25 protein-coding genes are annotated in these 23,650 nt (G+C 65.6%); 21 read left to right on the forward strand and 4 right to left on the reverse strand.

The genetic code is table 11. The features are described from left to right. The 5 genes from B3T77_RS14380 to B3T77_RS14400 form a co-directional block, all read left to right on the forward strand. The coding region (locus tag B3T77_RS14380; protein ID WP_292080523.1) for a DUF2971 domain-containing protein at positions 1-846 on the forward strand (846 nt) is incomplete at its 5' end. A gap of 311 nt (positions 847-1,157) precedes the next feature. Continuing rightward, a complete protein-coding gene (locus B3T77_RS14385) occupies positions 1,158-3,935 on the forward strand; it encodes an AAA family ATPase (RefSeq protein WP_292080524.1) in 2,778 nt (925 codons plus the stop codon). 166 nt (positions 3,936-4,101) lie between these two features. After that, positions 4,102-4,422 carry a hypothetical protein gene (locus B3T77_RS14390; protein ID WP_292080525.1) on the forward strand — a complete coding sequence of 107 codons (321 nt, stop codon included), beginning with the start codon at positions 4,102-4,104 and terminating at the stop codon, positions 4,420-4,422. 1 nt (position 4,423) lies between these two features. Further along, a complete protein-coding gene (locus B3T77_RS14395) occupies positions 4,424-4,870 on the forward strand; it encodes a hypothetical protein (protein WP_292080526.1) in 447 nt (148 codons plus the stop codon). Then, positions 4,870-5,577 (forward strand): SOS response-associated peptidase, encoded by a 708-nt coding sequence (locus B3T77_RS14400; RefSeq protein WP_292080527.1) that lies wholly within the window; start codon positions 4,870-4,872, stop codon positions 5,575-5,577. Before B3T77_RS14395 ends, B3T77_RS14400 begins: the two co-directional genes overlap by 1 nt. Before the next feature lie 26 nt (positions 5,578-5,603). Here B3T77_RS14400 and B3T77_RS14405 read toward each other — a convergent pair whose 3' ends face one another. Both B3T77_RS14405 and B3T77_RS14410 read right to left on the reverse strand, forming a co-directional pair. Continuing rightward, the gene (locus B3T77_RS14405; RefSeq protein WP_292080528.1) at positions 5,604-6,044 is read right to left on the reverse strand and encodes a DUF1810 domain-containing protein; all 441 of its coding nucleotides are present in this window, start codon (positions 6,042-6,044) and stop codon (positions 5,604-5,606) included. Further along, positions 6,041-6,379 (reverse strand): hypothetical protein, encoded by a 339-nt coding sequence (locus tag B3T77_RS14410; protein WP_292080529.1) that lies wholly within the window; start codon positions 6,377-6,379, stop codon positions 6,041-6,043. The genes B3T77_RS14405 and B3T77_RS14410 overlap by 4 nt, the downstream gene beginning before the upstream one ends. 536 nt (positions 6,380-6,915) lie before the next feature. On the opposite strand from B3T77_RS14410, the gene B3T77_RS14415 reads away from it, so the two are divergent. The 10 genes from B3T77_RS14415 (at position 6,916) to B3T77_RS14460 (ending at position 15,394) form a co-directional block, all read left to right on the forward strand. After that, positions 6,916-7,158 (forward strand): hypothetical protein, encoded by a 243-nt coding sequence (locus B3T77_RS14415; protein ID WP_292080530.1) that lies wholly within the window; start codon positions 6,916-6,918, stop codon positions 7,156-7,158. Between the two features lie 38 nt (positions 7,159-7,196). After that, complete coding sequence (locus B3T77_RS14420; RefSeq protein WP_066628453.1) at positions 7,197-8,039, forward strand: aldo/keto reductase; 843 nt, start codon at positions 7,197-7,199, stop codon at positions 8,037-8,039. An 18-nt stretch (positions 8,040-8,057) separates the two neighbouring features. Continuing rightward, positions 8,058-8,720, forward strand: a complete 663-nt coding sequence (locus tag B3T77_RS14425; RefSeq protein ID WP_165115877.1) for a Pr6Pr family membrane protein — start codon at positions 8,058-8,060, stop codon at positions 8,718-8,720. Between the two features lie 10 nt (positions 8,721-8,730). Continuing rightward, complete coding sequence (locus B3T77_RS14430; protein ID WP_292080531.1) at positions 8,731-10,260, forward strand: UbiD family decarboxylase; 1,530 nt, start codon at positions 8,731-8,733, stop codon at positions 10,258-10,260. A 108-nt stretch (positions 10,261-10,368) separates the two neighbouring features. Continuing rightward, positions 10,369-12,150 (forward strand): M14 family metallopeptidase, encoded by a 1,782-nt coding sequence (locus tag B3T77_RS14435; RefSeq protein ID WP_292080532.1) that lies wholly within the window; start codon positions 10,369-10,371, stop codon positions 12,148-12,150. 3 nt (positions 12,151-12,153) lie between these two features. Next, on the forward strand, positions 12,154-12,561 hold the full coding sequence (locus B3T77_RS14440; RefSeq protein WP_292080533.1) for an MAPEG family protein: 408 nt from the start codon (positions 12,154-12,156) through the stop codon (positions 12,559-12,561). A gap of 39 nt (positions 12,562-12,600) precedes the next feature. After that, complete coding sequence (locus tag B3T77_RS14445) at positions 12,601-13,956, forward strand: TldD/PmbA family protein (RefSeq protein ID WP_292080534.1); 1,356 nt, start codon at positions 12,601-12,603, stop codon at positions 13,954-13,956. Beyond that, positions 13,953-14,750 carry a 3'(2'),5'-bisphosphate nucleotidase CysQ gene (locus tag B3T77_RS14450; RefSeq protein ID WP_292080535.1) on the forward strand — a complete coding sequence of 266 codons (798 nt, stop codon included), beginning with the start codon at positions 13,953-13,955 and terminating at the stop codon, positions 14,748-14,750. Before B3T77_RS14445 ends, B3T77_RS14450 begins: the two co-directional genes overlap by 4 nt. A 108-nt stretch (positions 14,751-14,858) precedes the next feature. Continuing rightward, complete coding sequence (locus tag B3T77_RS14455; RefSeq protein ID WP_017505336.1) at positions 14,859-15,104, forward strand: DUF4170 domain-containing protein; 246 nt, start codon at positions 14,859-14,861, stop codon at positions 15,102-15,104. A gap of 77 nt (positions 15,105-15,181) precedes the next feature. Continuing rightward, positions 15,182-15,394, forward strand: a complete 213-nt coding sequence (locus tag B3T77_RS14460) for a hypothetical protein (RefSeq protein WP_137721191.1) — start codon at positions 15,182-15,184, stop codon at positions 15,392-15,394. 6 nt (positions 15,395-15,400) lie between these two features. Here the strand turns inward: B3T77_RS14460 and B3T77_RS14465 are convergent, their stop codons facing one another. Then, positions 15,401-16,066, reverse strand: a complete 666-nt coding sequence (locus B3T77_RS14465) for a fused DSP-PTPase phosphatase/NAD kinase-like protein (RefSeq protein ID WP_153923022.1) — start codon at positions 16,064-16,066, stop codon at positions 15,401-15,403. Between the two features lie 88 nt (positions 16,067-16,154). On the opposite strand from B3T77_RS14465, the gene B3T77_RS14470 reads away from it, so the two are divergent. The 5 genes from B3T77_RS14470 to lpxK are packed head-to-tail and all read left to right on the forward strand — an operon-like array spanning position 16,155 to position 21,533. Beyond that, positions 16,155-16,676 (forward strand): hypothetical protein, encoded by a 522-nt coding sequence (locus B3T77_RS14470; protein WP_292080536.1) that lies wholly within the window; start codon positions 16,155-16,157, stop codon positions 16,674-16,676. 31 nt (positions 16,677-16,707) lie between these two features. Continuing rightward, positions 16,708-18,537: an ABC transporter ATP-binding protein gene (locus B3T77_RS14475; RefSeq protein WP_292080537.1), complete on the forward strand. Its 1,830-nt coding sequence runs from the start codon at positions 16,708-16,710 to the stop codon at positions 18,535-18,537. Further along, positions 18,534-19,217 (forward strand): lysophospholipid acyltransferase family protein, encoded by a 684-nt coding sequence (locus B3T77_RS14480; RefSeq protein WP_292080538.1) that lies wholly within the window; start codon positions 18,534-18,536, stop codon positions 19,215-19,217. Before B3T77_RS14475 ends, B3T77_RS14480 begins: the two co-directional genes overlap by 4 nt. A gap of 10 nt (positions 19,218-19,227) precedes the next feature. After that, complete coding sequence (locus B3T77_RS14485) at positions 19,228-20,520, forward strand: 3-deoxy-D-manno-octulosonic acid transferase (protein WP_292080539.1); 1,293 nt, start codon at positions 19,228-19,230, stop codon at positions 20,518-20,520. Beyond that, positions 20,517-21,533, forward strand: coding sequence for a tetraacyldisaccharide 4'-kinase (gene lpxK, locus B3T77_RS14490; protein ID WP_292080563.1), 1,017 nt, complete (start codon positions 20,517-20,519; stop codon positions 21,531-21,533). The genes B3T77_RS14485 and lpxK overlap by 4 nt, the downstream gene beginning before the upstream one ends. On the opposite strand, the gene B3T77_RS14495 is transcribed toward lpxK, so the two are convergent. Further along, entirely contained in the window at positions 21,518-22,843 is a 1,326-nt protein-coding gene (locus B3T77_RS14495) for a metal-dependent hydrolase family protein (protein WP_292080540.1), read from the reverse strand. The genes lpxK and B3T77_RS14495 overlap by 16 nt on opposite strands. A gap of 156 nt (positions 22,844-22,999) precedes the next feature. On the opposite strand from B3T77_RS14495, the gene B3T77_RS14500 reads away from it, so the two are divergent. Beyond that, complete coding sequence (locus B3T77_RS14500) at positions 23,000-23,650, forward strand: murein L,D-transpeptidase catalytic domain family protein (RefSeq protein WP_235551230.1); 651 nt, start codon at positions 23,000-23,002, stop codon at positions 23,648-23,650.

Here is a 23,650-nt window from a genome sequence, read left to right on the forward strand (position 1 = left end):
AGAAACGGGGGTCACGTCACCAACTTGCCCACGTCCGCTTTCAACAGAAGAGCCCAAGACCGCAATCGAACCATTGCGGACCTAAAGTGTCACCTGCACACTCGGGCTATGGGGACAAAGCTGAGCGCGGAAGATGCCGGAGCCTACGAGGCTCTCGACCGTCTGCTGTTTCGACAGTGGGACCCGATTGGTGTCTCAGACATGGATGGTTGGGCTGAAGATGAATATCGAGCCTACCTCCCCCATTTCTGGTCGATGGTGTCCGCCACCTGGTCCTCCGCGTTGATGTGGAGCCACTACGCAGACGAGCATCGCGGGATCTGCATCGAGTACGACACGACTGATCAGGAGCATCCGAACGTGGGGCCCGTCAGCTATCGCGCGCCCCGAGCCGTTAAAGCGAGCGATCTAGCGCTGTGGAAAGGCTCAGATGACGCTGCGGCCAAGGATCGTGTTCTCCAGACCTATTTCTACGCGAAGTCCCCGGAGTGGAGGTACGAGAGGGAGTGGCGTGACGTTCGTGACCACAACGGCATCGAAGAGCTGCCGTTTCGCATCACCGCGATCCACTTTGGGCTGCGCTGCGACCATGCGGTGATCAGCAGCATGGTGCGTCTGCTGAGCGACCGGTCCCAGATCAAGCTCTACACCATTGGGCCCAAGGAAGAGACGTTCAAGCTACGGCGATCGAGGCTCGACGCCGAAGACATCGCCGAGATCAACGCGACCGCGATAAGTGAGCCCGGCTGGCTGACGTTTAAGGACGTGTTCTGGGAAGAGGAACTTGAGAACCTGGCGGAGACTGGCGGCGAGGCGTTGCCTGAAGTGCCGGACCCGGCCTTATGATTGCTTAGGTGATTGCCGAGACGTTGGTCGCTTGTACGGTCGCTGGGGTCAGCGAGTTTTTTCGGCACAGCGCCACGAGGGGACATTCGGCAGCTATCTGAAACTGGACACCGTGTCCGATGCCGAACGCATGGGTCATCGATCGGTCGAGTCTGACCGACACCATATTTCGATTGCCCGCCCCCTAAATTCTACAGGACGGAGTTCAACGTCCCGAGACGCCCCTGATCGCCTGCCTCCAGATGCGCCTACAATCAAGGGTGGCAATTGCAGGTGGTCACGATAGAAGACCTCGGGGGAGAAGTTGCACCATGGCCAAGACAAAACCTACGCTCGCCTTTCAGGACACCGCGCCATTCGAAGCAAACTTGGCGACCTTCGCCACCTATCTCGCTGGACTCGACGCCGATCTTGCAGAAGCGGCGACTCCTTTGCTCTCCCGCCTGTCGGAGGCGGCGATGAAGCGCGAGGAGGTCCTCGACAACCTCATGGCAGCATTGCTTGCAGCCGAGGTCAAAGCGGCGGCATCGAAAGCCGGGGGCTCACCCGCGGAAGAAGCGCCTCCCTCCGCGCCAGTAGTGCAGGACGAAACACCCGAGGCCCCACCGACGCCTGGTCCCGTGCAGATCGGCTGGTTTCTCGAACAGCTCGAAATCGAGGGATTTCGTGGCGTCAACAACGAGGGCGCGCCGCTCGTCCTGAAGTTCAAGCCGGATGCGGTTAGTTCGATCTCAGCCCCGAACGGTGTGGGTAAGAGCTCGATCTTCGACGCTCTGACCTTCGCTCTGCGAAAATCCATCCCGAAGCTCGATAACCTGGCCGCGACCGAGAGGGGGCGAGACTACTATCTCAACAGGTTCCACACCGGCGGTGTCGGCACGATCGCTCTCACCGTGAAGCCGACAGACGGGTCACCTTCGACAAAGGTCACGGTCACCCTAGACGGCGCCGGCACCAGAACTGTCAACGCCACCAACGGGATCGACGGCGAAGCGCTGTTGGCGGAGCTCCATCGCGAGTTCGTCCTGCTGGACGGCACAACCTTCCAGCGGTTCATCGACGACACGTCGCTTTCGCGCGGCCGCAACTTCGCCGGCCTGCTGGGCCTGGCGCGCTATTCAACGTTGCGGGGTGCTCTGGACACCTTGGCCAATACCCGATCGTTCAACAATCACTTAGACCGGTCGGCCGTCCTCGCGCGTAGAGACGCCGCCGACAAGGCAATCCGTGACCTGGATCCCCGAATCGCGGCTGACTATGAGGCCCTGATGAAGACTCCGCTGGAGCCGGCGGCTCCACAGGCGGAAATCGAATCCGCCTGCCACGGTGCACTCCAGAGCATTCCCGCCCTCGCGCAGCACTGCGACGGAAAGGCCTTCGGTGAGATCGATCTTGATGCATGTATTCAAACGATTGTCTCGGAAGAGGGTGGCGAGAAGAAAACGCGCCATAGCGAGCTAGTCCGCAAGCGGTCCGAGCTCACTACAGAGGCCGCGAAAGGGCCGTCGGATGATGATGTCAGCGTTCTGGCGGACATAGTGGCCCGGCGGGATGCGGCTGTGGCACTGACCTCAGGCGATCTGCTGAACGAGCTCTACCGGGTCACCGAGAAAGTGCTGACCAGCGGAACATGGGCCACGCCGAACACCTGCCCTGCCTGTGAACGGCCTGGCGACGGCGCGGTCTTGGATTTGGTCCAAGCCCGGATCGCTGACTACGAAAAAGTCGATGAGGAAACCAAAGCGGCCGTGACTGCCTGGACAACGAGCGGTTGGCTCGAGCTGAGCCCCCTGTTCGCCGCCCATCTCGACGAGGCCGAGGCCGCGCAAGCCAAGGAGCTGGGAACCCGGGGGGCCAAGGGTGAGCTTTCCGCGGCCGAGTTCGCAGACCTGTCGGGCCTTCGCCTGTCGCTCGCGAAACGTCTTAAGGCTCTCATTGAAGAGGCCCAAACAGAGATGGACGAGTTGGCCAAGGTGCTGCCGCCGTCGCTTGTCGCGGCCACCACTGCGATCGAGACTGCCCGACGTCTCCAGACGGCTTGGCGGGACGTCGCTCAACAGCAGACGATCAGAGCCGCCGCTCATGCGCACGAAACCCGGACTGCACGGCTCAAGACCTTCGTTGACGGCGCCAATACCGCCTTCGCGGTCGCCGAGAGCGCCATGGCCACCGAACGGCTGGAGAAGGTCCTGCCGGTCTGTCGCGACCTGTTCAAGGCGATCATGGGTCAATCCGTCGTGCCTGCGCTGGCCAAACGCCCGGGAACAGAGGAGTTGGCGATCAGTCTCTCCGCCTTCTGGTCGCTGCAGGATGTGTCGGCCCAAGCCCTCCTGTCTGAGAGCTTCCGAAACGGTTTCGCCGTGTCTGTCTACTTGGCCGCCGCTTCTCTCTATGGGGGTGCGCCCAAATTCATGATCCTCGACGATGTCACCTCAAGCCTGGACGCGGGACACCAGCTCAATCTTATCGACGTCATCCGCCTTCAGTTCGCCCGTCCCCGGGTGGCCGATGGCCCCCAGATCATTCTCCTCAGCCATGACACGATGCTGGAGAAACTGTTCAACGCACACAATGGCAGCACCGAGTGGCAGCACCAGCGCCTCGAGGGTTCCCCGCAGATGGCGGTACTTCCTCAGTCCGGCGCCATCAACAAGGTCCGGGACGGGACCAACGACCTGCTCAACCAAGGGCGGGCGGCGGACGCGGCACCGTTCATCCGGCAGTACCTCGAATATCAACTCGGCAACATCATCACCCGCTGCAAAATCCCCGTGCCGTTCGACGTGGCTTTTAACGACGACCAGAAGATGGTCGGACGCCTCCTCGCCGCCATTCAGGAGGCCGTCAAACTTCACAAGAAGGCCGGCGATCTAGTGCTCGACCCGGGGCAGGAAGCCGCGCTCGAGCAGCGCGGTATGACGATCTCGAGCAACTTCATTTCCCATTGGGCGACAGGCAGCACCAGCGCCTATTCAGCTGTCGCTCTTCAGACCGTGATGTCGGCGATTGATGCGCTGCAGGATTGCTTCATGCATCAACCTGATCCGGCCCGACCCAAAGCCTTCTATCGATCGCTGTCACAGAAGTAGCTTTGAGCTATATCGTCGGGGGAAGTTCGCGGCGACCCTGAAGGCGATATGGCGAATTGTCACAAATCCGAACCGCCAACGACGTTCCCGAAAGCGGCCGCAGCGAAGGTCCGCGATGAGTCAAGGCCAGACGTAGCTGGAGCGCTGACGCCTGACCTTGTTGGCGATGGCGCTCGAACGCGGTCTTTGCGCGTTCGCGACTCCACATTCGTCGGCCTGCGTGTCAGGGTTCGGCCGGGAGGACCGACTGATGGCGACACGCAAGACCCTCATCAGATCGCGCGCCGGCGTTCGCCTTCAACGCATCGAGCATCTGGCCCGTCAGCAGGCGGTCCAGTCGTCCTGGCGGCTTTCAACCCTACGCCAGAACCAACCACGCTCATTTGCCGATGAGACGGAAGCGGAGGACGCCTTTGACATGGAGGTCATCGCTTCGCTGACCGACATCATCAACATGGGCATGCAGCGTCGCGGACTGATCGACTGAGATGGCGGCCAAGCTGAAGGTCTTCACCTGGTCCGACGGTTTCCATGCCTTTACCATCGCCACCACCTCGCGACCCAAGGCGTTGGGGGCCTGGGGCTCAAAGCAGGATCTGTTCGCAACCGGCCTAGCCAGCCAGCTTTCCGGCGGCCCGGATTACGAGGCCGCCATGGCCTCTCCGGGCGAGGTCATCGAGCGGGGCCTCGCGATCGATGTCGGCAAGATCGCCAAGGCCAAACCCGCCAAACCTCCGGGACCATCCAAGACGAGGGCCGCCAGGATCGAAAAGCTGAAGACGGCGCTGGCCGATCTGGACGAGCGCCGTCAGGCCGAGGTGGCTGATTTCGAGGACCAGCAGACTACGCTGAACAAGGCGCGTCACGAGGCGGAGGCGACCTATGAGGCGGACCGTAAATCCCTGGCTGCGGATCTGAAAAAGGCCAGAGCCTGATGTGCAATCTGTACCGCCAGCGCTCTGGCCCCCAGGCCATACTGGATGCGGCGAATGCGATGCGGTCGACCGTCGGAAATCTCGCGCCGGGCGACGTCTATCCCGACTATCCCGCGCCGATCGTGCGCTGGGAGGGCCCCGAGCGCATTCTGGCTTCGGCGCGCTGGGGCATGCCTTCGTCCAAGAAGATGATCTTCGACAATGCGACAAAGCGCGCCGACAAGTTGCGCGCCAAAGGCGGCGAGGTCGATTTCCAGAAGATCTTGGAATTCGAGCCCGACAGCGGCACGACCAACGTCCGCAACACCAGCTCCAGCCATTGGCGCCCGCATCTGTCGCCAACGTCGCGCTGTCTGGTCCCCTTCACGGCCTTCAGCGAACCAGGTCGGGACGCCGCCGGCAAATACCGAACCGTCTGGTTCAAGCTCGCCGGGGACGATCCCGAGCCCCTCGCCTTCTTCGCCGGCATTCACCTTCAGGCCCACACAAGCGTGCGCAAGGTCAAAACCGGCATGGAGACGATCGACGTCTTCGCCTTCCTGACGACCGAACCCAACGCGGAGGTCGGCGCGGTTCACCCCAAGGCCATGCCGGTGATCCTGACACAGCCCGACGAGATCGAGGCCTGGATGACGGCGCCGTGGGAGACGGCCAAGGCGCTTCAGCGCCCGCTGCCCGACGGCACTCTGGCAGTTATCGACGCCTGAACCGCGTAAAAGCCTCCGATCGTTGTTTAAAGACGACCCAGTGTTGTCCTCGCGGTCGACACAAGGTCTGCGGTCAACGGATCAGGCGAAAGGCCCCAGCGCGCGAGCGCTGCGTGGAACACGGTCGGATCGGCCGCCACGGCGGCGAACAGAGTCATCGATGAGCGGAACTTGAGATCGTCGGGCGATCCGAACAGCTGATGCAATGAGGCCGCCGGCGCCGTGGTCGCGGTCAGGGCGGCGCGGACAAGCCGCTCCCCTAGAACCGAATGAGTTAGGTAAGATTCCGCCTCCGCGACCGACCCGATGCCATAGAAGGCGGCCGTCGAGGACCGTCCCAGAGACCGAGCCTGGGGGAAGACGAACCACATCCAGTGGCTCGTCTTGCGACCCGTCGCGAGCTCGGCCATCGCCGTCTCGAACACAGGGTCTTGAGCCACAACGAAACGGTCGAGCGCTGTCGTCATTCGCCCGTCTCGCCCAGACTGGCGAACCAGTCTGCATAGGGGGTGTTTCGCGCCATGTGCCGATTGAGATCCGGCGAGCAGTCAGTCCACCACACCGGCCCCCGCTCGCCCAGTTCCACCTTGGCCTTATCGACGCTGCGCCGCGCTGCGGCCAGTGCGTTTGTATCCTCAGCCGCCAGGGCAGTCCGCACCGCCCGGCGCGCCGACATCAGATCACGCACCCGTTCGTCCCTCGTCTCGGCTGACAGAGCAGGATTGGAGCACCGCCACAGCCGGCCTCGCACCACGAAATAGCGGCCGTCGGGGGTCGTGGGGTATCCGGGGGATTGCTTCATCGTCCGGACAACGCGCCGCGCCCGGGATGGTACCGACCAAAGGGCGATCTACAAGAGCAGGCGCAAGGCTAAGTGCCTTGGCGCAAACTGCGGATTCGACAGAAACCCCTCGAACCGAGATGCCTCATCTCCGTCAAATCTTGGAAAACCTGTGGCGAAGCTTCGAGATCGTTACGAGGAGAACAAAATAGCACCTCGCACGTATTCCCTTCGTACCTTTTGGGTACGAAAGCGCTTGCTGAGCTGCACACCTACTGTCAGAATGTGTAGCGCCCCAAACATTCGACGTGGTGCTGAATAACGCTTTATTTCGTCATGGATCCAAGACGCCCTCAAGGTTCTGCCGTACGAGAGGAGCGTAGATATAAAAGCGCGCGTAACGTCAGCATAAAGAATCGGCCTCCCGTGTAATCGCTTGACATTCAAAGCTCAAGAGAGCTGGGCTCGTTATAAGGTATAAAGAGATATGTTTATATATTTTTGAGCAGAACTAAAACTGAGCTCAATTAAATGAGGTTAGCGATCCAATATATTTGGTGGACGACAGCATCGTGGTGCATCTGGACAATCGGGATAAGCGCGAACTGCTGATCGAGATGAACCCGGCGACCTTTCATTTCACCGACCACTATCGCGATCACGCCATCGTCCTGGCGCGCATCGCCAGCGTCGATCCCGTCTGGCTGAGGGCGGCGCTTGAGAAGCGATGGCGTCGGATCGCGCCGAAAAAGCTGTCCAAGGTGCATCCAGACCTTATCGGAGCGGGGTCGGGCGCCTAACTACGCCCCTCAAGCGAACCCAGCCCAAGGAGCGCCCCATGGCCTATGGCGACCAACCCACGATCACCGTCGACGGTATCGAAATCCCCCTGCTCGGTTTCGGCACCTGGCAGCTGGAGCCGGACGATGCGCGGCGCATGGTCGCTGAGGCGCTGCGGATCGGATACCGCCACATCGATACGGCCTGGATCTACAAGAACGAGAAGGCGGTCGGCGAAGGCATCCGGGATTCCGGCGTGGCGCGCGAGGATATCTTCCTGACCACCAAAATCTGGGTCGAGCATTTCACCCACGACGCCCTGCTGAAACAGGCCAGGGAATCGGCCGACAGCCTGGGCACGACGCCGGACCTGCTGCTGCTGCACTGGCCCAAGACGACGCCGACGTTCGAAGAGACGCTGGGCGCCCTGAACGAGGCCAAGGACCAAGGCCTGACCAAGTCGATCGGCCTGTCCAACTTCCCCTCCAAGGAATTCCGCCAGGCGCAGAGCCTGTCGAAGGCGCGGCTGCTGACCGATCAGGTCGAGCATCACCCCTATCTGGGCGTCGATCAGCTGGTGGCGACGGCGGCCGAGTTGGGGTCGTCGATCACCGCCTGGTCGCCGCTGGCGCAAGGCAAGATCGCCGACGACGCCACGATCAGCGAGATCGCCGGCGCGCACGGCAAGACGAACGGCCAGATCACCCTGCGCTGGCTGATCCAGCACGGGATTATCGCCATCCCGCGCACGACCAAAGAGAGCCGCGCGCGCGAGAACTTCGACATCTTCGACTTCGCCCTGACGGACGAAGAGATGCAGCGGATGGACGCGCTGGATCGCGGCGAACGACTGGGCGATTGGCTGGACCCGGCGTTCGAATGGGACAAGACTGCCGCCTGACCGACAAGGGAGGCGCCGGTGTTTCGCAAGCGGGACCAGCCCAGGCTGTGGCGTGCGACGTTCGCCGTCGTGGGCTGGACCGCGCTGGCGCTTCAATATCTGCTGATGATCGCGCCGGCCCAGGGCTGGACCGTGCTCGAACGGACGATCAACTACTTCAGCTTCTTCACCATCCTAACCAACATCTTGGTCGCCCTGGCCTTTACCGGGCCGCTGCTGGGTGAAGGATCGCGGCTAGCCCGATGGTCAGCCAGCGAAGGCGTCAGGGCGGCCGTCGCCATGTACATCGTGGTGGTCGGGGTGGTGTACCACTTCCTGCTGCATCCCTATTGGAACCCGACCGGCTGGTCCTTGGTGGTCAATCTGGTGCTGCACTACGTCATGCCCGCCGCCTTCGTGCTGGACTGGCTGTGGTTCAGCCCCAAGGGGCGGCTGCGCTGGATCGATCCGGCGAAGTGGCTGGCGTTTCCGCTCGTCTACGGCGGCTGGACCCTGGTTCATGGACTGGCGACGCGCTGGTGGCCCTATGGCTTCGTCAATGTGGATCAGCTGGGACTGGTCCGGGTCGTGGTGATCTTCGGCGTGCTGCTGATGTTTTTCCTGATCGTCGGGCTCGGCCTCGTCGGGCTGGACCGGCTGTTCGGTCGCGCGACGCGTGACACAGGGGCCACTCCCGCCTAAGCGTCGCGGCATGGCCTACAAATCCCTGCGTGACTTCATCGACCAGCTGGAAGCCAAGGGCGAACTGGTGCGGGTGTCCGAACCCGTCTCCACCGTGCTGGAGATGACCGAGATTCAGACCCGGCTGCTGAGGAACGGCGGTCCGGCGGTGCTGTTCGAAAAGCCGGTCATGCCGGACGGCACGATCAGTCCCATCCCCTGTCTGGCCAATCTGTTCGGCACGGTGAAACGGGTCGCGATGGGGGTGACGCTGGAAGGCAAAGACCGGACCACGGCGGGCGAACTGCGCGAGGTCGGCGAACTGCTGGCCTTCCTGCGCAATCCGACGCCGCCGCGCGGTCTGGGCGACGCGATGGAGATGCTGCCGCTGATGCAGACCGTCCTGTCGATGCGGCCCAAGACGGTGAAGAAGGCGCCGGTGCAGGAGGTGGTGCTGAAGGGCGATCAGATCGACCTGACCGCCCTGCCCGTCCAGTCGTGCTGGCCCGGCGAACCGGCGCCCCTGATCACCTGGGGCCTGGTCGTGACCAAGGGGCCGTCGGACGACCGCGAAGACGACTTCAACCTGGGCATCTACCGGATGCAGGTGCTCGGCAAGGACAGGGCCATCATGCGTTGGCTCGCCCACCGCGGCGGGGCGCAACACTATGCCCGGCACAAGAAGGCGCGGCCCAAGGAGCCGCTGCCCTGCGCGGTCGTGTTGGGCGCCGATCCCGGCACGATCCTGGCGGCGGTGACGCCAGTGCCGGACACCCTGTCGGAATATCAGTTCGCGGGCCTGATGCGGGGCGCCAAGGCCGAGCTGGTCCCATGCAAGACCGTGCCGCTGATGGTGCCGGCCCAGGCCGAGATCGTGCTGGAGGGCCACGTCCTGCTGGACGAGTTCGAAGACGAGGGTCCATATGGCGACCACACCGGCTATTACAACTCGGTCGAGAAGTTCCCGGTCTTTAAGGTCAGCGCCATCACCATGCGCCGCGACCCCATCTATCTGACCACCTTCACCGGCCGGCCGCCGGACGAGCCGAGCGTGCTGGGCGAGGCGCTGAACGAGGTGTTCATTCCCCTGCTGCGCCAGCAGTTTCCCGAGATCACGGACTTCTGGCTGCCGCCCGAGGGCTGCAGCTACCGGATCGCGGTGGTGTCGATGAAGAAGGCCTATCCGGGCCACGCTAAGCGGGTGATGCTGGGCGTCTGGAGCTATCTGCGCCAGTTCATGTACACCAAATGGGTCATCGTCGTGGACGACGACATCGACGCCCGCGACTGGAAGGACGTCATGTGGGCCATCTCGACCAAGATGGACCCGGCGCGCGACATCACCGTGATCGAGTCGACGCCCATCGACTATCTGGACTTCGCCAGCCCCGAGAGCGGCCTGGGCTCCAAGATCGGGCTGGACGCCACCGACAAATGGCCGCCCGAGACCAAGCGCGAATGGGGCGAGGAAATTCGCATGGACGAGGCGGTCGTCGAGCGGGTCAACGAGCTGTGGGGCCGTCTCGGCCTGCCGGGTGACGGAACACCGATCTGGAAGTAGGACCGCTGCTGCGGTCTTGCGCCGGCTGGATGCATAGTTGAGGAACAGGGCATGCAAAGCGTCCTTCTGACTACTGCCGCTGTTTTTCTGTTGTCCGCGAGTTCCGTGATGTCCCAAACTCCGTCCGCCTCCGTTCCGAATGCAGCGCCGTGGGATCAAGCCTTCCTGCCGCCCGCCCCCGCATGGGACGGCGCGTCCAAGGCCTTGCTGCGCGATGCGTCTGATCCCTGGGTCACGGCGTTCGAGGCCGATCCGGGCCACGACTTCAGCCCCAACTATGTCGACACCCGCGCCTGGTTCGATCGTCTGGACGCCGCCAGCGATCTGATCCGGATCGAGCAGTTCGGCGTCTCGCCCGAGGGCCGGCCCATCTATGCGGTGATCGCGTCCAAGGACGGCGCCGCCTTCGATCCCGCCAAGCCGGTGCTGATGATCCAGGCCGGCATTCACCCCGGCGAGATCGACGGCAAGGACGCGGGCATGATGCTGCTGCGCGACATCGCCTTCTATGGGAAGGACGCCCTGCTGGACCGGGTCAACCTGATCCTGATCCCGATCCTGAGCGTGGACGGCCACGAGCGTTCCGGCCCCTATTCCCGGCCCAACCAGCGCGGCCCCCGCATCCAGGGCTGGCGCAATACGGCGACCAACCAGAACCTGAACCGCGACTATCTGAAGCTGGACCAGCCCGAGATGCGGGCCGTGCGCGGCCTGATCCTGAAATACCGGCCGGACCTGTATGTGGACGTCCACGTCACCGACGGCATGGATTACCAGTACGACGTCACCTACGGCTTCAACGGCGAGGACGGGAACTTCAGCCGCTCGCCGAACGGCTCGGCCTGGCTGGATTCGGTCTTCAAGCCGGCGATGAACGCCGCGCTGGAACGCGAAGGCCATATCCCCGGCGAACTGGTGTTCGGCATCGACGACGACGAACCCAAGAAGGGCCTGTCGGACGGCGGCCTGGGCGAGCGGTTTTCCAACGGCTGGGGCGCAGCCGCCCATGTGCCGACGATCCTGATCGAGAACCACAGCCTGAAACCGCACGAACAACGGGTGCTGGGCACCTATGTCTTCATCGAGGAGGCGATGCGGTTGCTGGCCGATCAGGGCGCGGGTCTTCGCGCTGCGACGGATCAGGACAAGGCCCTGCGTCCGACGCAGATCCCCGCCAACTTCGAGGCCGACGAGGCGGCGTCGTCCACCCGGCCCTTCAAGGGCATGCTGTACGAAATGTATGACAGTCCCGCCTCTGGTCGGAAGGAGATCCGCTGGCTGGGCCGCCCCGATCCCGATCTGTGGCGGATGCCCTTCTTTGGCTCAAATCCGACGCTGACCCTGACGCGGCCGACGGCCTATTGGGTGCCGGGCTATCGCACCGACATCATCGAGCGGCTGAAGACGCACGGGATCGAAATGGAGACGGTCGAGGCTGCGCGCACCGTGAACCTGTCGATGCTGCGCCTGGTCGAGCCCAAGCTGGCGACCCGCGCCAATGAAGGTCACGTGCAGGCTTCGGTGAAGACGGTCGAGGTCGAGAAGCGCGACTGGACGTATCCGACCGGCTCGGTGCGCGTGCCGACGGATCAGCCGCTGGGCGACATCGTCGTGCTGCTGCTTGAGCCGCAATCCAGCGAGAGCTTCTTCGCCTGGGGCATGTTCCCCGAGGTGATGAGCCGCGTCGAATATATCGAGGCCTACGCCATCGCGCCGCTGGCGGACAAGATGATGGCGGCGGACCCGGCATTGAAGGCCGAGTTCGAGGCCAAGGTGGCGGCCGACGCCACGTTCGCCGCCGATCCGCAGGCGCGTCTGGCCTGGTTCTATGAACGCACGCCCTTCTATGACGACCATTATCTGCTCTACCCCGTCGGGCGTGAGGACTGATCGATGACCACGCCGATGATGTACGCCGTTCAGGCCGCCGCCCTGTGGAGCGGCCTGCTGATCCTGATGATGCTGGTCTTGTCGGGCATCGTGGTCAGCGGGCGGCGCAAACACATGGTGTCGTTCGGCGACGGCGGAAACGCGGACCTGATGGCCGCCAGCCGCGCCTTCGGAAATCTGGTGGAATATGCGACGCCGGGCATGATCGCCATGCTGCTGCTGGCCGCCGTCGGGGCACCGGCCTGGATGGTCCATGGGGTCGGCGCGACGCTGTTCGTCGGTCGGGTCGCCCATGCCCTAGGCCTTTTGCTGCAGACCGGGCCGTCGCTGGGTCGCGTCGTCGGCATGCTGCTGACCTGGGTGGCGCTGCTGACGGCGGCTGTGGGCCTGATCGCCTTCGCCGTCGTCTGACGCGGTTGCGGTGCAGCGGGGCGTCCGCCATATCGGGGCATGACTGAAACCCTGGCTGCGCCCGTTTCCACCGATCTTCTCAACGACATCGTCAAGGCCGCGCTGAAGGCCGGCGCCGACGCCGCAGAGGCGGTCAGCGCCGATCGCCGATCCCTGTCGGTCGGGGTGCGCAACGGCAAGCTGGAAGACGTCGAACGCGAGGAATCGCGCGACCTGGGCCTGCGCGTGTTCGTGGGCAAAAGGCAGGCGTCGGTCTCGGCCTCAGACCTTTCGCCGGCGACCCAGGCGCGCTTGGTCGAGCGGGCGGTGGCCATGGCGCGACTGGCGCCGGAAGACCCCCACGCCGGTTTCGCGCCCGAGGATCGGCTGGCGCGCGGGCCGTTCGTCGATCTGGACCTGTTCGATCCCAGCGAACGCAGCGCCCAAACTCTGGAACAGGTCTCGGCCGAGGCCGAGGCGGCGGCTCTGGCGGTGACGGGCGTTGCGCGGTCAGAAGGCGGACACGCCGGCTGGTCATCCAGCCGCTGGCGGCTTGTGACCTCTCACGGTTTCGACGGCGCCTATGAAGGGTCGGCCTTCTCGCTGGGCGTCGGCGTCATCGCCGAAAAGGACGGCGCGATGGAGCGCGGCGGCGAGAGCCGTTCGACCCGCCATCTGTCCGACCTGCCGGGCGCCGACCTAATCGGCCGCACCGCCGGCGAGCGCGCCGTGGCCCGCGTGGGGCCGCGCAAGATCGCCTCCACCACTGCCCCGGTGATCTTCGACAATCGGATGGCGGGCCAGATCGTCTCTCCGGCCATCGGGGCCATTTCCGGCCCGTCCATCGCGCGCGGCACCTCCTTCCTGAAGGACCGCATGGGTCAGCGCGTGTTCGCCGAGGGCGTCACCCTGATCGACGATCCGTTCCGCCCGCGCGGCATGGGATCGACCCCGTTCGACGACGAAGGCGTAGCGGTCCAGAAGCGCGCCCTGTTCGACGACGGCGTCCTGACCACCTGGTTGCTGAACAGCGCATCGGCCCGACAACTGGGCCTGGAAACCACCGGCCATGCGTCGCGGGGTCTGGCAGGGCCATCCGGCGTCTCGACCCACAATCTGCATATGGAGCCGGGCGAGCGGGATCTGGCCGGCCTGATGGCGGACGCCGGGACCGGCCTTCTGGTGACGTCGATGTTTGGCCCGTCGCTGAACGGCAACACCGGCGACTGGTCCGCCGGGGTGTCGGGCTTCTGGTTCGAGAACGGCGTGATCGCCTATCCGGTCAGCGAGGTCACAGTCGCGGGCAAGCTGACTGACCTGTATCTACGCATCCAGCGCGGTTCGGATCTGGAGTTCCGGGGCGGGTTCAACGTGCCCAGCCTGATGTTCGATGCGGTGGCCATCGCGGGCAAATGATCGACTTGCACGCCGACCTCGACCTGATCCGCCAGGCGGCCATCGACGCCGGGGCGCTGGCCATCGCCGAGCGTAAAGCGGGACTGAAGATCGAATCCAAGGTCGGCGGTTCGCCCGTCACCAGCGGCGACCTGAAGGTCGACGCCATGCTGAAGGACAGGCTGCTGTCGGCGCGGCCTGACTATGGCTGGCTGTCGGAAGAGACGGCGGATACGGCCGAGCGTCTGTCGAAAAGACGCATCTTCGTGGTCGATCCCATCGACGGCACCGTCGCCTACATGAAGCGGACGCCGTGGTGGTGCGTGCCCATCGCCGTGGTCGAGGACGGCGAGGTCGTCGCCGCCGTCATCCATGCGCCTGAGGTGGACGAGACCTATGTGGCGACGCGCGGCGGCGGGGCGCGACGTAACGGCAAACCCATCCACGCCTCGGATATCGATACGCTGGAGGACGCCTCGATCCTGGGCGATGCGCGACTGATCGAAGCGCCCTATTTCGCCGACGAACCCTGGCCGTCGATGCGGTTCGAGAAGCGCAACGCCCTGGCCTATCGGATGGCGCTGGTCGCCGCCGGCGCCTTCGACGCCGCCCTGGCCCTGACGCCGAAATGGGACTGGGACGTCGCTGCGGGCTGGCTGATCGCGACCGAAGCCGGCGCCAGGGTCAGCGATCACCACGGACGGCCGTGGGCGTTCAACCGGCCCGATCCGCGTCAGACTAGCCTGGTCTGCGCGGCGCCGATCATCCAGCCGATGATCGTGCGGCGCTGTAAAAACGTGCCGCTTTCGACCTAAGGCGAGGGCGGAAAAACCCCGGCCCACATTGATCCGAGGGCGTTCTCGGCCTATGCCGCGCGCAAACCTCCTCCCCCAAGCCCTCCGGCCCAGCCTTCAGGATTTCCGATGACCGATCAGAACGCCGTCCCGCCGCAACTTCTGCACATCGTGATCGGCGGCGAGCTTCGTCACCTGGGCGAGCCGACTTTCCGCGACCTGTCGCAGGTCGAGTTCGTCGGCGCCTTCGGCAGCTATGACGAAGCGAAGAAGGCCTGGAAGGCGCGCGCCCAGGCGACCGTGGACAACGCCCACATGCGCTATTTCATCCTGCACGCCCACAAGCTGATCGATCCTCGCGGCGACGCGGCCTGAGCCGAGGACTGAGTGCGACATCGAGGGGCCGAACCGGCTCCTCGATCCGACGTTTCGATCTGTAGGCGAGGACGACGATGAACCTGGAACCGCAACAGATCTTTCAATTGGTCAGCCTGCTGGCCGTGCTGGCGCTGTTCAGCTTTTCGCTGCGCGGCCACATCGACTACGCCCGCTGGTTCAAACGGTGGGAGGCCGACCGCAAGGCGCGTCGCGACGCCGAACTGGCCGCCGAGGCCCGCGCAAACGGCGAGGCCGGCGACGAACCGAAGACCGGCCCCTGGGGCTGAAGCCCCCTACTCGCGCCGCAGCAGCTTGTCGGTCAGCAGCGTGCCCCACCAGCCGGCCTTGAACTCGGCGCGTATGGCCTTGGGGTCGTAGTCGGGGCTGTCGACCCACTCGATGAAGCTGATGCCCTTTGGCTCGATCTCGTTGACGTATTTCTCCAGCGTATAGTCCAGCACGCCGGTCAGCCCCTCGCGCGAGTGCAGATATTTCTTCGAGAGCTGCTTCATGGCGACCGAGATCGGCTCGCCAAGGTGGAAGTGGCGATAGAAGACCGCCATCATTCCCGCCCGATCCGCGCCGGACTTGCAGTGGATCAGCACCGGATACTGGATCGTCTTGAACAGCTCGCGCGCGCGGTGGATGCGCACCGTCTCGGGCGGATCGCGCGAGTCCAGCGGCGCGTCGATCAGGGTCAGGCCCAGCCGCTCGCAAGCGTCCTTCTCCAGCCAGTAATAGCCTTCGTCGCGTTCACCGCGCAGGTTGATGACCGTCTTAACGCCCTTCTTTTTCCAATAGGCCAGCTGGCGCGGCGACGGCTGGTTGGTGCGCACCAGATCCGGGCCCAGCCAGTGGGCGTTGGAAAAGGCCACGCGCAAAAACGCGTGGTCGGCCCAGAAATAATGCCAATGCGCCCGAAAACGGCCCATCGCGGTCGAGAGGTCGAAGCGCGCCATGCCCGCCAGATAGCGATCCGACGCCGCCGCGTCATCCGATCTCGATCCTGATGCGTTGGAATGTTTGTCGAGACCGGAGAACACCCCGATGAGAACCCTCGCCGCAACCGTTGTCTTCGCCGCCAGCCTGTGGGCCGGCGCGGCCGCCGCCCAGACGCCGCCGCCTGAAGACCCCGCCCTGATCGCCTATCTGCGTGACCGGGCCAAGGAGGCGCTGGACACCACCCGCTATACGGCCGCGATCACGCCGGACGGGGCCATGACCCTGGTCTATCTGACAGGGCCGAACTGGTGCGGCTCCGGCGGTTGTCGGCTGCTGGTGCTGGACCGCACCGGCGCGACCTATCGCTCGGTCGGCGAGATCAGCGTCGCGCGCGCGCCGATCCGGCTGCTAGAGCGACAGACCCATGGCCGACGGGATCTGGGCGTCTATGTCGCGGGCGGCGGAATCACCGAAAGCTATGAGGTCGCCGTGCCGTTCGACGGGCGTCGATACGCGTCCAATCCGACGGTTCCGCCCGCCGTCAGGATCCAGGAAGCGCCCGGCGAAACCCTGATCTGCGCCGACGAGCCGGGCCGTGCGCTGGAACCGTCGCCGGACAAGCCTTGACTTGAACGGCGGCTCGGACGACCGAGAGCCGATGACCGTCGCCGCCTCCGAAACCATGCCGCTGCGCGCCCTGTTGGCGCGGATTTGGCGCGACTATCTGTCCAAGCACAAGGGATCGCTGATCCTGTCGGTCTTTTGCGCGGCGGTGACCGGCCTGCTGACGGCGGCGCTGCTGAAGCTGCTGGAGCCGGCCGTCAACGGTCTGTTCCTGGGCGGGACCAAACCGATCAGTCTGTTCGGCCTGGTGACCTTTCCGGCGGACAAGGCCGTCGTCTGGATTCCGGTCGCCATCCTGACCATCGCCATTGCGCGAACCCTCGCCGCGCTGGGCCAGGCCGCCCTGGTCAACCGACTGGGTCACACCATCGTCGGCGACATCCAGATCCGCCTGTTCGGCGCCATGATCCGCGCCGATCTGGTGCGCTTACGCAGTCAGCACTCGGGCGGCTTCGTCTCCTCGGTGCTGTTCGACGCCAATATGGTGCGCGAGGCCTTCACCTCGGGCGTGGTCAACTACACCCAGAACCTGCTGACCCTGATCGCGGTCCTGATCTACATGGGTTTCATCGACTGGCAGCTGACGATCGTCGTGCTGCTGGGCGTGCCGCTGGTGGCGCTGGTGCTGCGCCGGTTCGGGCGCAAGACGCGCAAGGCCGCCGTCGGCGCCATGGCCGAGACCGAAAACCTGTCCACTGCCCTGATGGAGAACCTGGACGGGGTTCGCCTGATCAAGATCGAAAACCGCGAGGCCGCCGAACAGGACCGCGTCGCCGAGGTGGTCGCCCGTCGCCAGCGCCACGTCATCAAGGGTGCCAACGCCCGCGCCTTCGCCGGCCCCTCCAGCGATCTCGTCGCCTATATCGTCGTCGCCGCCGTCATGGCCTACGCCGGATGGCGGGCGCAGACGGGCGACATGACCGTGGGCGGGTTCGCCGCCTTCATCGGCATGCTGCTGGCCGCAGGGCAAGCCCTGCGTCAAGTGACCAACCTGGCCACGGTGATGAGCGAGGGGTTCACCGCCGCGCGCCGCCTGTTCGGCGCCCTGGATATCCAACCCGAGATTCGCGAGGCGGCCGACGCCGCGCCGCTGGCCGCCGGGCCGGTCGAAGTTGTGCTGGACAAGGTGTCCTTCGCCTACGCCGGGACCGATGCGCCGACGCTGGACGGGGTGTCCCTGCGGGTCGCGCCGGGTGAGACGGTGGCGCTGGTCGGGCCGTCGGGCGGCGGCAAGAGCACGATCCTGAGCCTGTTGCCGCGCTTCTATGATGTTACGGGCGGGGCGGTGACGATCAACGGCGCAGACGTGCGCGCGCTTCGCATCCATGACCTGCGCGACCACATCGCCCTGGTGACGCAGGAGCCCTTCCTGTTCGACGACACCATCGCCGCCAACATCGCCTATGGACGGCCGGGCGCGACGCAGGCGCAGATCGAGGACGCCGCAAGGTCCGCCGCCGCCCATGACTTCATCACCGCCTTGCCGCAAGGTTACGACACCCGCGCGGGCGAGGCGGGCCTGCGTCTGTCCGGCGGTCAGCGCCAGCGCATCGCCATCGCCCGCGCCTTCGTCAAGGATGCGCCCATCCTGCTGCTGGACGAGGCCACCAGCGCCCTGGACACCGAGAGCGAGGCCCTGGTCCAGGCGGCGCTGGAGCGGCTGATGCAGGGGCGCGCCACCCTGATGATCGCCCACCGCCTGTCCACCGTCAGAAACGCCGACCGCATCTATGTGATCGAGGCCGGCCGGGTGGTCGAGGAAGGCGCGCACGACGCCCTGGTCGGCAGAGGCGGCCTCTATTCGCGCCTGGCCCGCCAGCAGTCGCTGGACGGCGCCGCGCCCACGGTCGAGACTGTCGCGTGAGGCCGCTGCGCATTCCGGCCGTCCAGGCCAGCCTGTCTTTCATCCTGGCGCACTGGATGCAGTTCTGCTTCGCCACCATGCGCTGGACCCACGAAAACCAGGCGGTGGCCGAGGGTGTTTGGGCCCGGGGCGGCGGGGTTTTGTGCGCCTTCTGGCATTCGCGCATCGGCCTGTCGCCGGCGTGCTGGCCGCTGAACCGCGCGCAGCCGGCCAAGGCGTTGATTTCCCTATCGGCGGACGGTCAGTTCATCGCAAAGGCCGTGGCTCGCCAGGGCTTTCCCGCCATTCGCGGTTCGTCGTCGAACAAGGACAAGGCGGACCGGGACAAGGGCGGATCGCAGGCGCTCCGGGCTGGCCTGCGTCAGTTGAAGATCGGCGCCCTGGCCATCACGCCGGACGGTCCGCGCGGCCCGGCGCGCCAGATGGCCGAGGGTCTGCCGATGATGGCCAAGATCTCAAAGGCGCCGACGCTGTTCATCGGCATGTCGTGCAATCCGGCCATCCGGCTGAGCAGTTGGGACCGCGCGATCCTGCCCCTGCCCTTCGCCAAAGGCGCCATCGTCTGGGACATCGCCGATTATCCGACCGGCGACGACCTGGATCACGTCCGCCAGGACTGGGCCGCGCGGCTGAACGCTGTGGAGGCGCGAGCCGATGCGATCACGGGCCTAAAACCATGAGGATGCAGCCGTGACGCCGCTGCCGCTGATCGCCTATCGGCTGGCGACGCGCGCGCTGGAGCCGCTGGCCCCGCGCCTGCTGGATGCGCGCGCCAGGCGGGGCAAGGAAGACCCGGTGCGGGTGGACGAGCGGATGGGCTTCACTCGCACCGAGCGCCCCGCAGGCGATGTGGTCTGGCTGCACGGCGTCAGTGTCGGCGAGAGCCTGTCGCTGCTGCCCGTGGTCGAGCGGCTGACGAAGGCGCGACCGGACCTGACCGTTCTGGTTACCTCCAGCACCGTGACCTCGGCGCAGATTCTGGCCGAACGACTGCCGACAGGCGTGATCCACCAATATGCGCCGGTCGATGCCCCCGGCGTGGTCGAGCGGTTCCTGGACAATTGGCGGCCAGCCCTTGCGGTCTTCGTCGAAAGCGAACTGTGGCCGAACCTGCTGCTTGAGGCGAAACGGCGGGGGGTGAAACTGGCCCTGGTCAGCGCGCGCATCACCGAGAAGACGGTCGAGGGCTGGGCGCGGTTTCCGGCCTCGGCGCGGGCGCTGACCGGCGCCTTTGATCTGGTCCTGCCGCAGGATGCGGTCTCGGCCCAGCGGCTGGAGGGCATGGGCGCGCGGATCGACGGGCTAGTGAACCTGAAACTGTCGGGCGAGGCCCTTCCGCACGATCCCGCCGCCTTCAGCCGTTTGAGCGCCGCCATCGGCGACCGGCCGGTGATCGTCGCCGCCAGCACCCATGAGGGCGAAGAGATCGCCATCGTGCGCGCGCTGGACCATCTAAGCGAGCGGGTTTGCCTGATTCTGACGCCACGCCATCCCGAGCGGGGGGCGCACATCGCCCAGGCCCTGCAACGCGACGGCTACGCCTTCGCCATGCGTTCGCGGGGCGAGACGATCGCGCCGGACACCGACATCTATCTGGCCGACACCCTGAACGAGATGGGTCTGTTCCTGCGCCTCGCCGATGTGGTGGTGATGGGGGGCTCATTCGCGCCCGCCATCGGCCTGCCGCCGGTCGGCGGGCATAATCCGCTGGAGCCGGCGCGGCTGGGCAAGCCGACGATTACAGGGCCGGATGCGTCGAACTGGGCGCCGGTGACGGCGGCCCTGGTCGAGGCGGGAGGCCTGGCCCTGGTTCAGGCGCCGTCCGACCTGCCCGGCGTGATCGAGCCCCTGCTGGAAGACCTGAACGCGGCCAAGGCCATGGGCGAGCGCGGGCGTCGCGCGGCGGTCGAAGCTGGAGGCGGGCTGGAGCGACTGTGGTCGCTGCTGTCGCCGCTGATGCCGCACAGGCAGGGCCGGCGATGAAGCTGAACACGCCGCGCTGGTGGTATGTGCGCGACAGCAACCACGCCCGGATGACGCGCACCGCGCTGAAACCGCTGGGCTGGATCTGGGCCGCCGTGACGGCGCGCCGGATCAACAAGACGGTCCCGGTCGATCCCGGCTGCGCGGTCATCTCGGTCGGCAATCTGACGGTCGGCGGATCGGGCAAGACGCCGGTCGCGCGCGAAACCCTGCGGCTGCTGCGCGCGGCGGGGATGGGGGCGCAAGGTCTGTCGCGCGGCTATGGCGGGCGGCTCGAAGGGCCGGTCCGGGTCGATCCTCAAGTCCATACGGCCGACGATGTCGGTGACGAGCCGCTGATGCTGGCGCAGGGGTCGCCGGTCTGGATCGCGCGCGATCGCGTCGCGGGCGCCAAGGCCGCCGTCGCGGAGGGGGCGCAGGCTCTGGTGCTGGACGACGGCCATCAGAACCCGGCCCTGAAAAAGACCGTCAGCCTGATCGTCGTGGACGGCGAGACGCGCGGCGACGAATGGCCGTTCGGAGACGGTTCGGTCTTTCCCTCGGGTCCGATGCGCGAGCCGCTGAAGGCCGGCCTGGCGCGCGCCGACGCCGTGGTGGTCATGCTGCCGACCGATGTCGAGGAGCCCGATCCCGAACTGCTGGCGGTGTTCTGCGCCCTGCCCGTCTTTGTCGCGCGCCTGACGCCGGAGGGACCGCCGCCGTCAGGGCCGCAAGTCGGGTTCGCCGGCATCGCCAAGCCCTGGAAGGTCGAGCGGTCGCTGACGGCGGCGGGCTGCGACCTGGTCGATTTCGTCCCCTTCCCCGACCACGCGGCCTATAGCGACGCTGACATGACGTTCCTGACCGACCGGGCGGCTGTGTTCGACGCCGGCCTGGTCACGACGGAAAAGGACTGGGTCCGGCTGACGGCCGAGCAGCGCAAGGATGTCGTCGCCTGGCCGGTCGTCGCCCGGTTCGAGGACGAGGCGGCTTTCGCCGCCTTCCTGAACGACAGAATTCAGTCGGCGCGATAGACCACGCCGGACTTCATCACGAACCTCATCCGCTCAAGCTCGGTCACATCCGTCAGCGGATCGCCAGAGACGGCGACGATGTCGGCGGGCATGCCCACGGCGATCTTCCCGGCCTCATTGGCGATGCGCAGGTGTTCGGCGGCGCCGACGGTGGCGGCCTGGATGGCCTCGAGCGGGCTCAGGCCGGCGCGGACCAGAAGCGCGAACTCCTGGGCGTTGTCGCCGTGGGCCGAAACGCCCGAGTCGGTGCCGAAGGCGATCCTGACCCCGCCCTCGTGCGCGCGGCGCGCCATGTCCAGCATCTTGGGCCCGGCTTCCAGCGCCTTGGCCGTCTGGGCGGGGGAAAAGAAGTTGTCGGGTCCCGAGGCGATGCGCGCCACAAAATCCCCAGCCAGCAGGGTCGGGATCAGCCAAGCGCCGTTCGACTTGAACAGGCGGATCGACTGATCGTCCAGATAGGTGCCATGTTCGATGGAATCGCCTCCGGCCCGCAGGAAGGCGTTGATGCCGTCCACACCGTGGGCGTGCGCCGTCACCTGGCGGCCCATGCGGTGGGCGCTGCCGACGATGGCGGCCAGTTCGTCGTCGCTGAACTGCTGGTTCAGGCCGGCGGCGGTGTTGGACAGCACGCCGCCGGTGGCCGTGATCTTGATGATGTCGGCGCCGGCGCGAACCTGGGTGCGGACGGCCCGCATGCAGTCCTCAGGCCCCGAGCAGATGCTCTCGGACGACAGCAGGTGCATGACGTCCTCGCGATAGCCGTTGATGTCGCCATGCCCGCCGTGGATCGACACCGACGACCCCGCCGCAATGATGCGCGGTCCCGGCACGTCGCCGTTCCGAACGGCGTTTCGCAGGGCGAAGATGGCTTGGTTCGAGGCGCCCAGATCCGCCACCGTCGTAAAGCCGGCCATCAGGGTGCGACGCGCGTAGCGGGCGCCGACCATCGCCTGATCCGCATCTGAAAGCGTCACCTCTTCGAGGCGTGCGTTCGGGTTTTGCTGGCTCGTCAAATGGACGTGGCTGTCGATCAGGCCGGGCAGGACAAAGGCCTGGCGCAGGTCCACGACCTTGCCTTGCGAGGCGTCGCCGACAAAGCCGTCACGCACTTCGACGACCTGGTTCCCTCTGATCACGAGAGTTTTATCGCGTTGCACAACGCCGTTCGACGGATCCGCAAGCAACCTTCCGGCTTCAACGAACGTTGTGTTAGGTTGCGTCGAAACGCCTGTGGCCGCGGGGGTTTGCTGCGCGTGAGCGCTTACCGCCGACGCCATCAGCGCCGCCAGCGCGATTCCGAAACGTTTCATTGATCTCTCCCCGCGACGCGTCGGCCGCAAAAATGCCCCACAAGGCTCAGGTTGCCTCGCCCGTAACCAACTGAAACAAACACGCCTCAAGACCAACCGCAACGAGGGCGTCGCATGCGGCTATCGAGACGAGGACTTATTCTGGGCGGATCGGCCATGCTGGCGGGATGCGCCAGTGCGAGCGCTACGGCGCCGCTGACGACGGCTCAGAACGGGACTCCGATCGCCATGCCGCAGGTCGGTCTGCCCACGGTCCAGACCTCCGCCCTGACGCCGCCGCCGCTGGATCCACGTGGTCACGTTCGCAAGGAACTGATGGAGCGCGCCATGACCGCGCTGGACACCCATCATCACCGCCTGCCTCTGCGTGACCGGATGTATCTGGTCGACTTCCAGAAGTTCTCGGGCGAGGAGCGGCTGTACGAAGTCGACCTGATCGCGGGTGAAGTGAAGGTGCTGCGTACCTGCCACGGTCGGGGATCGGACCCCAGCCACACCGGCTATGCCCAGCGCTTTTCCAACACGCCGGATTCCAACATGTCCTCGATCGGCGCCTATGCGACGGCGGGCGCCAACTGGGGCGCGCAACAGGGGCCGAACGTGCTGCTGGACGGGCTGGAATACACCAATGACAAGGCGCGCGAGCGGGCCATCATCATCCACGGCGCCGACTATGCCGATCCCGACTTCCTGGCGCGCGAAGGCAAGCTGGGTCGCAGCTACGGCTGTTTCTCGGTCGCCCACACCGACCTGCCGGCCTTGCGCGAGCGCATGGGCGAAGGCCGACTGTTGTTCGCTGCAGCCTAG

The organism is Brevundimonas sp. UBA7838 (genome assembly GCF_002500885.1).
Lineage (GTDB): Bacteria > Pseudomonadota > Alphaproteobacteria > Caulobacterales > Caulobacteraceae > Brevundimonas > Brevundimonas vesicularis_C.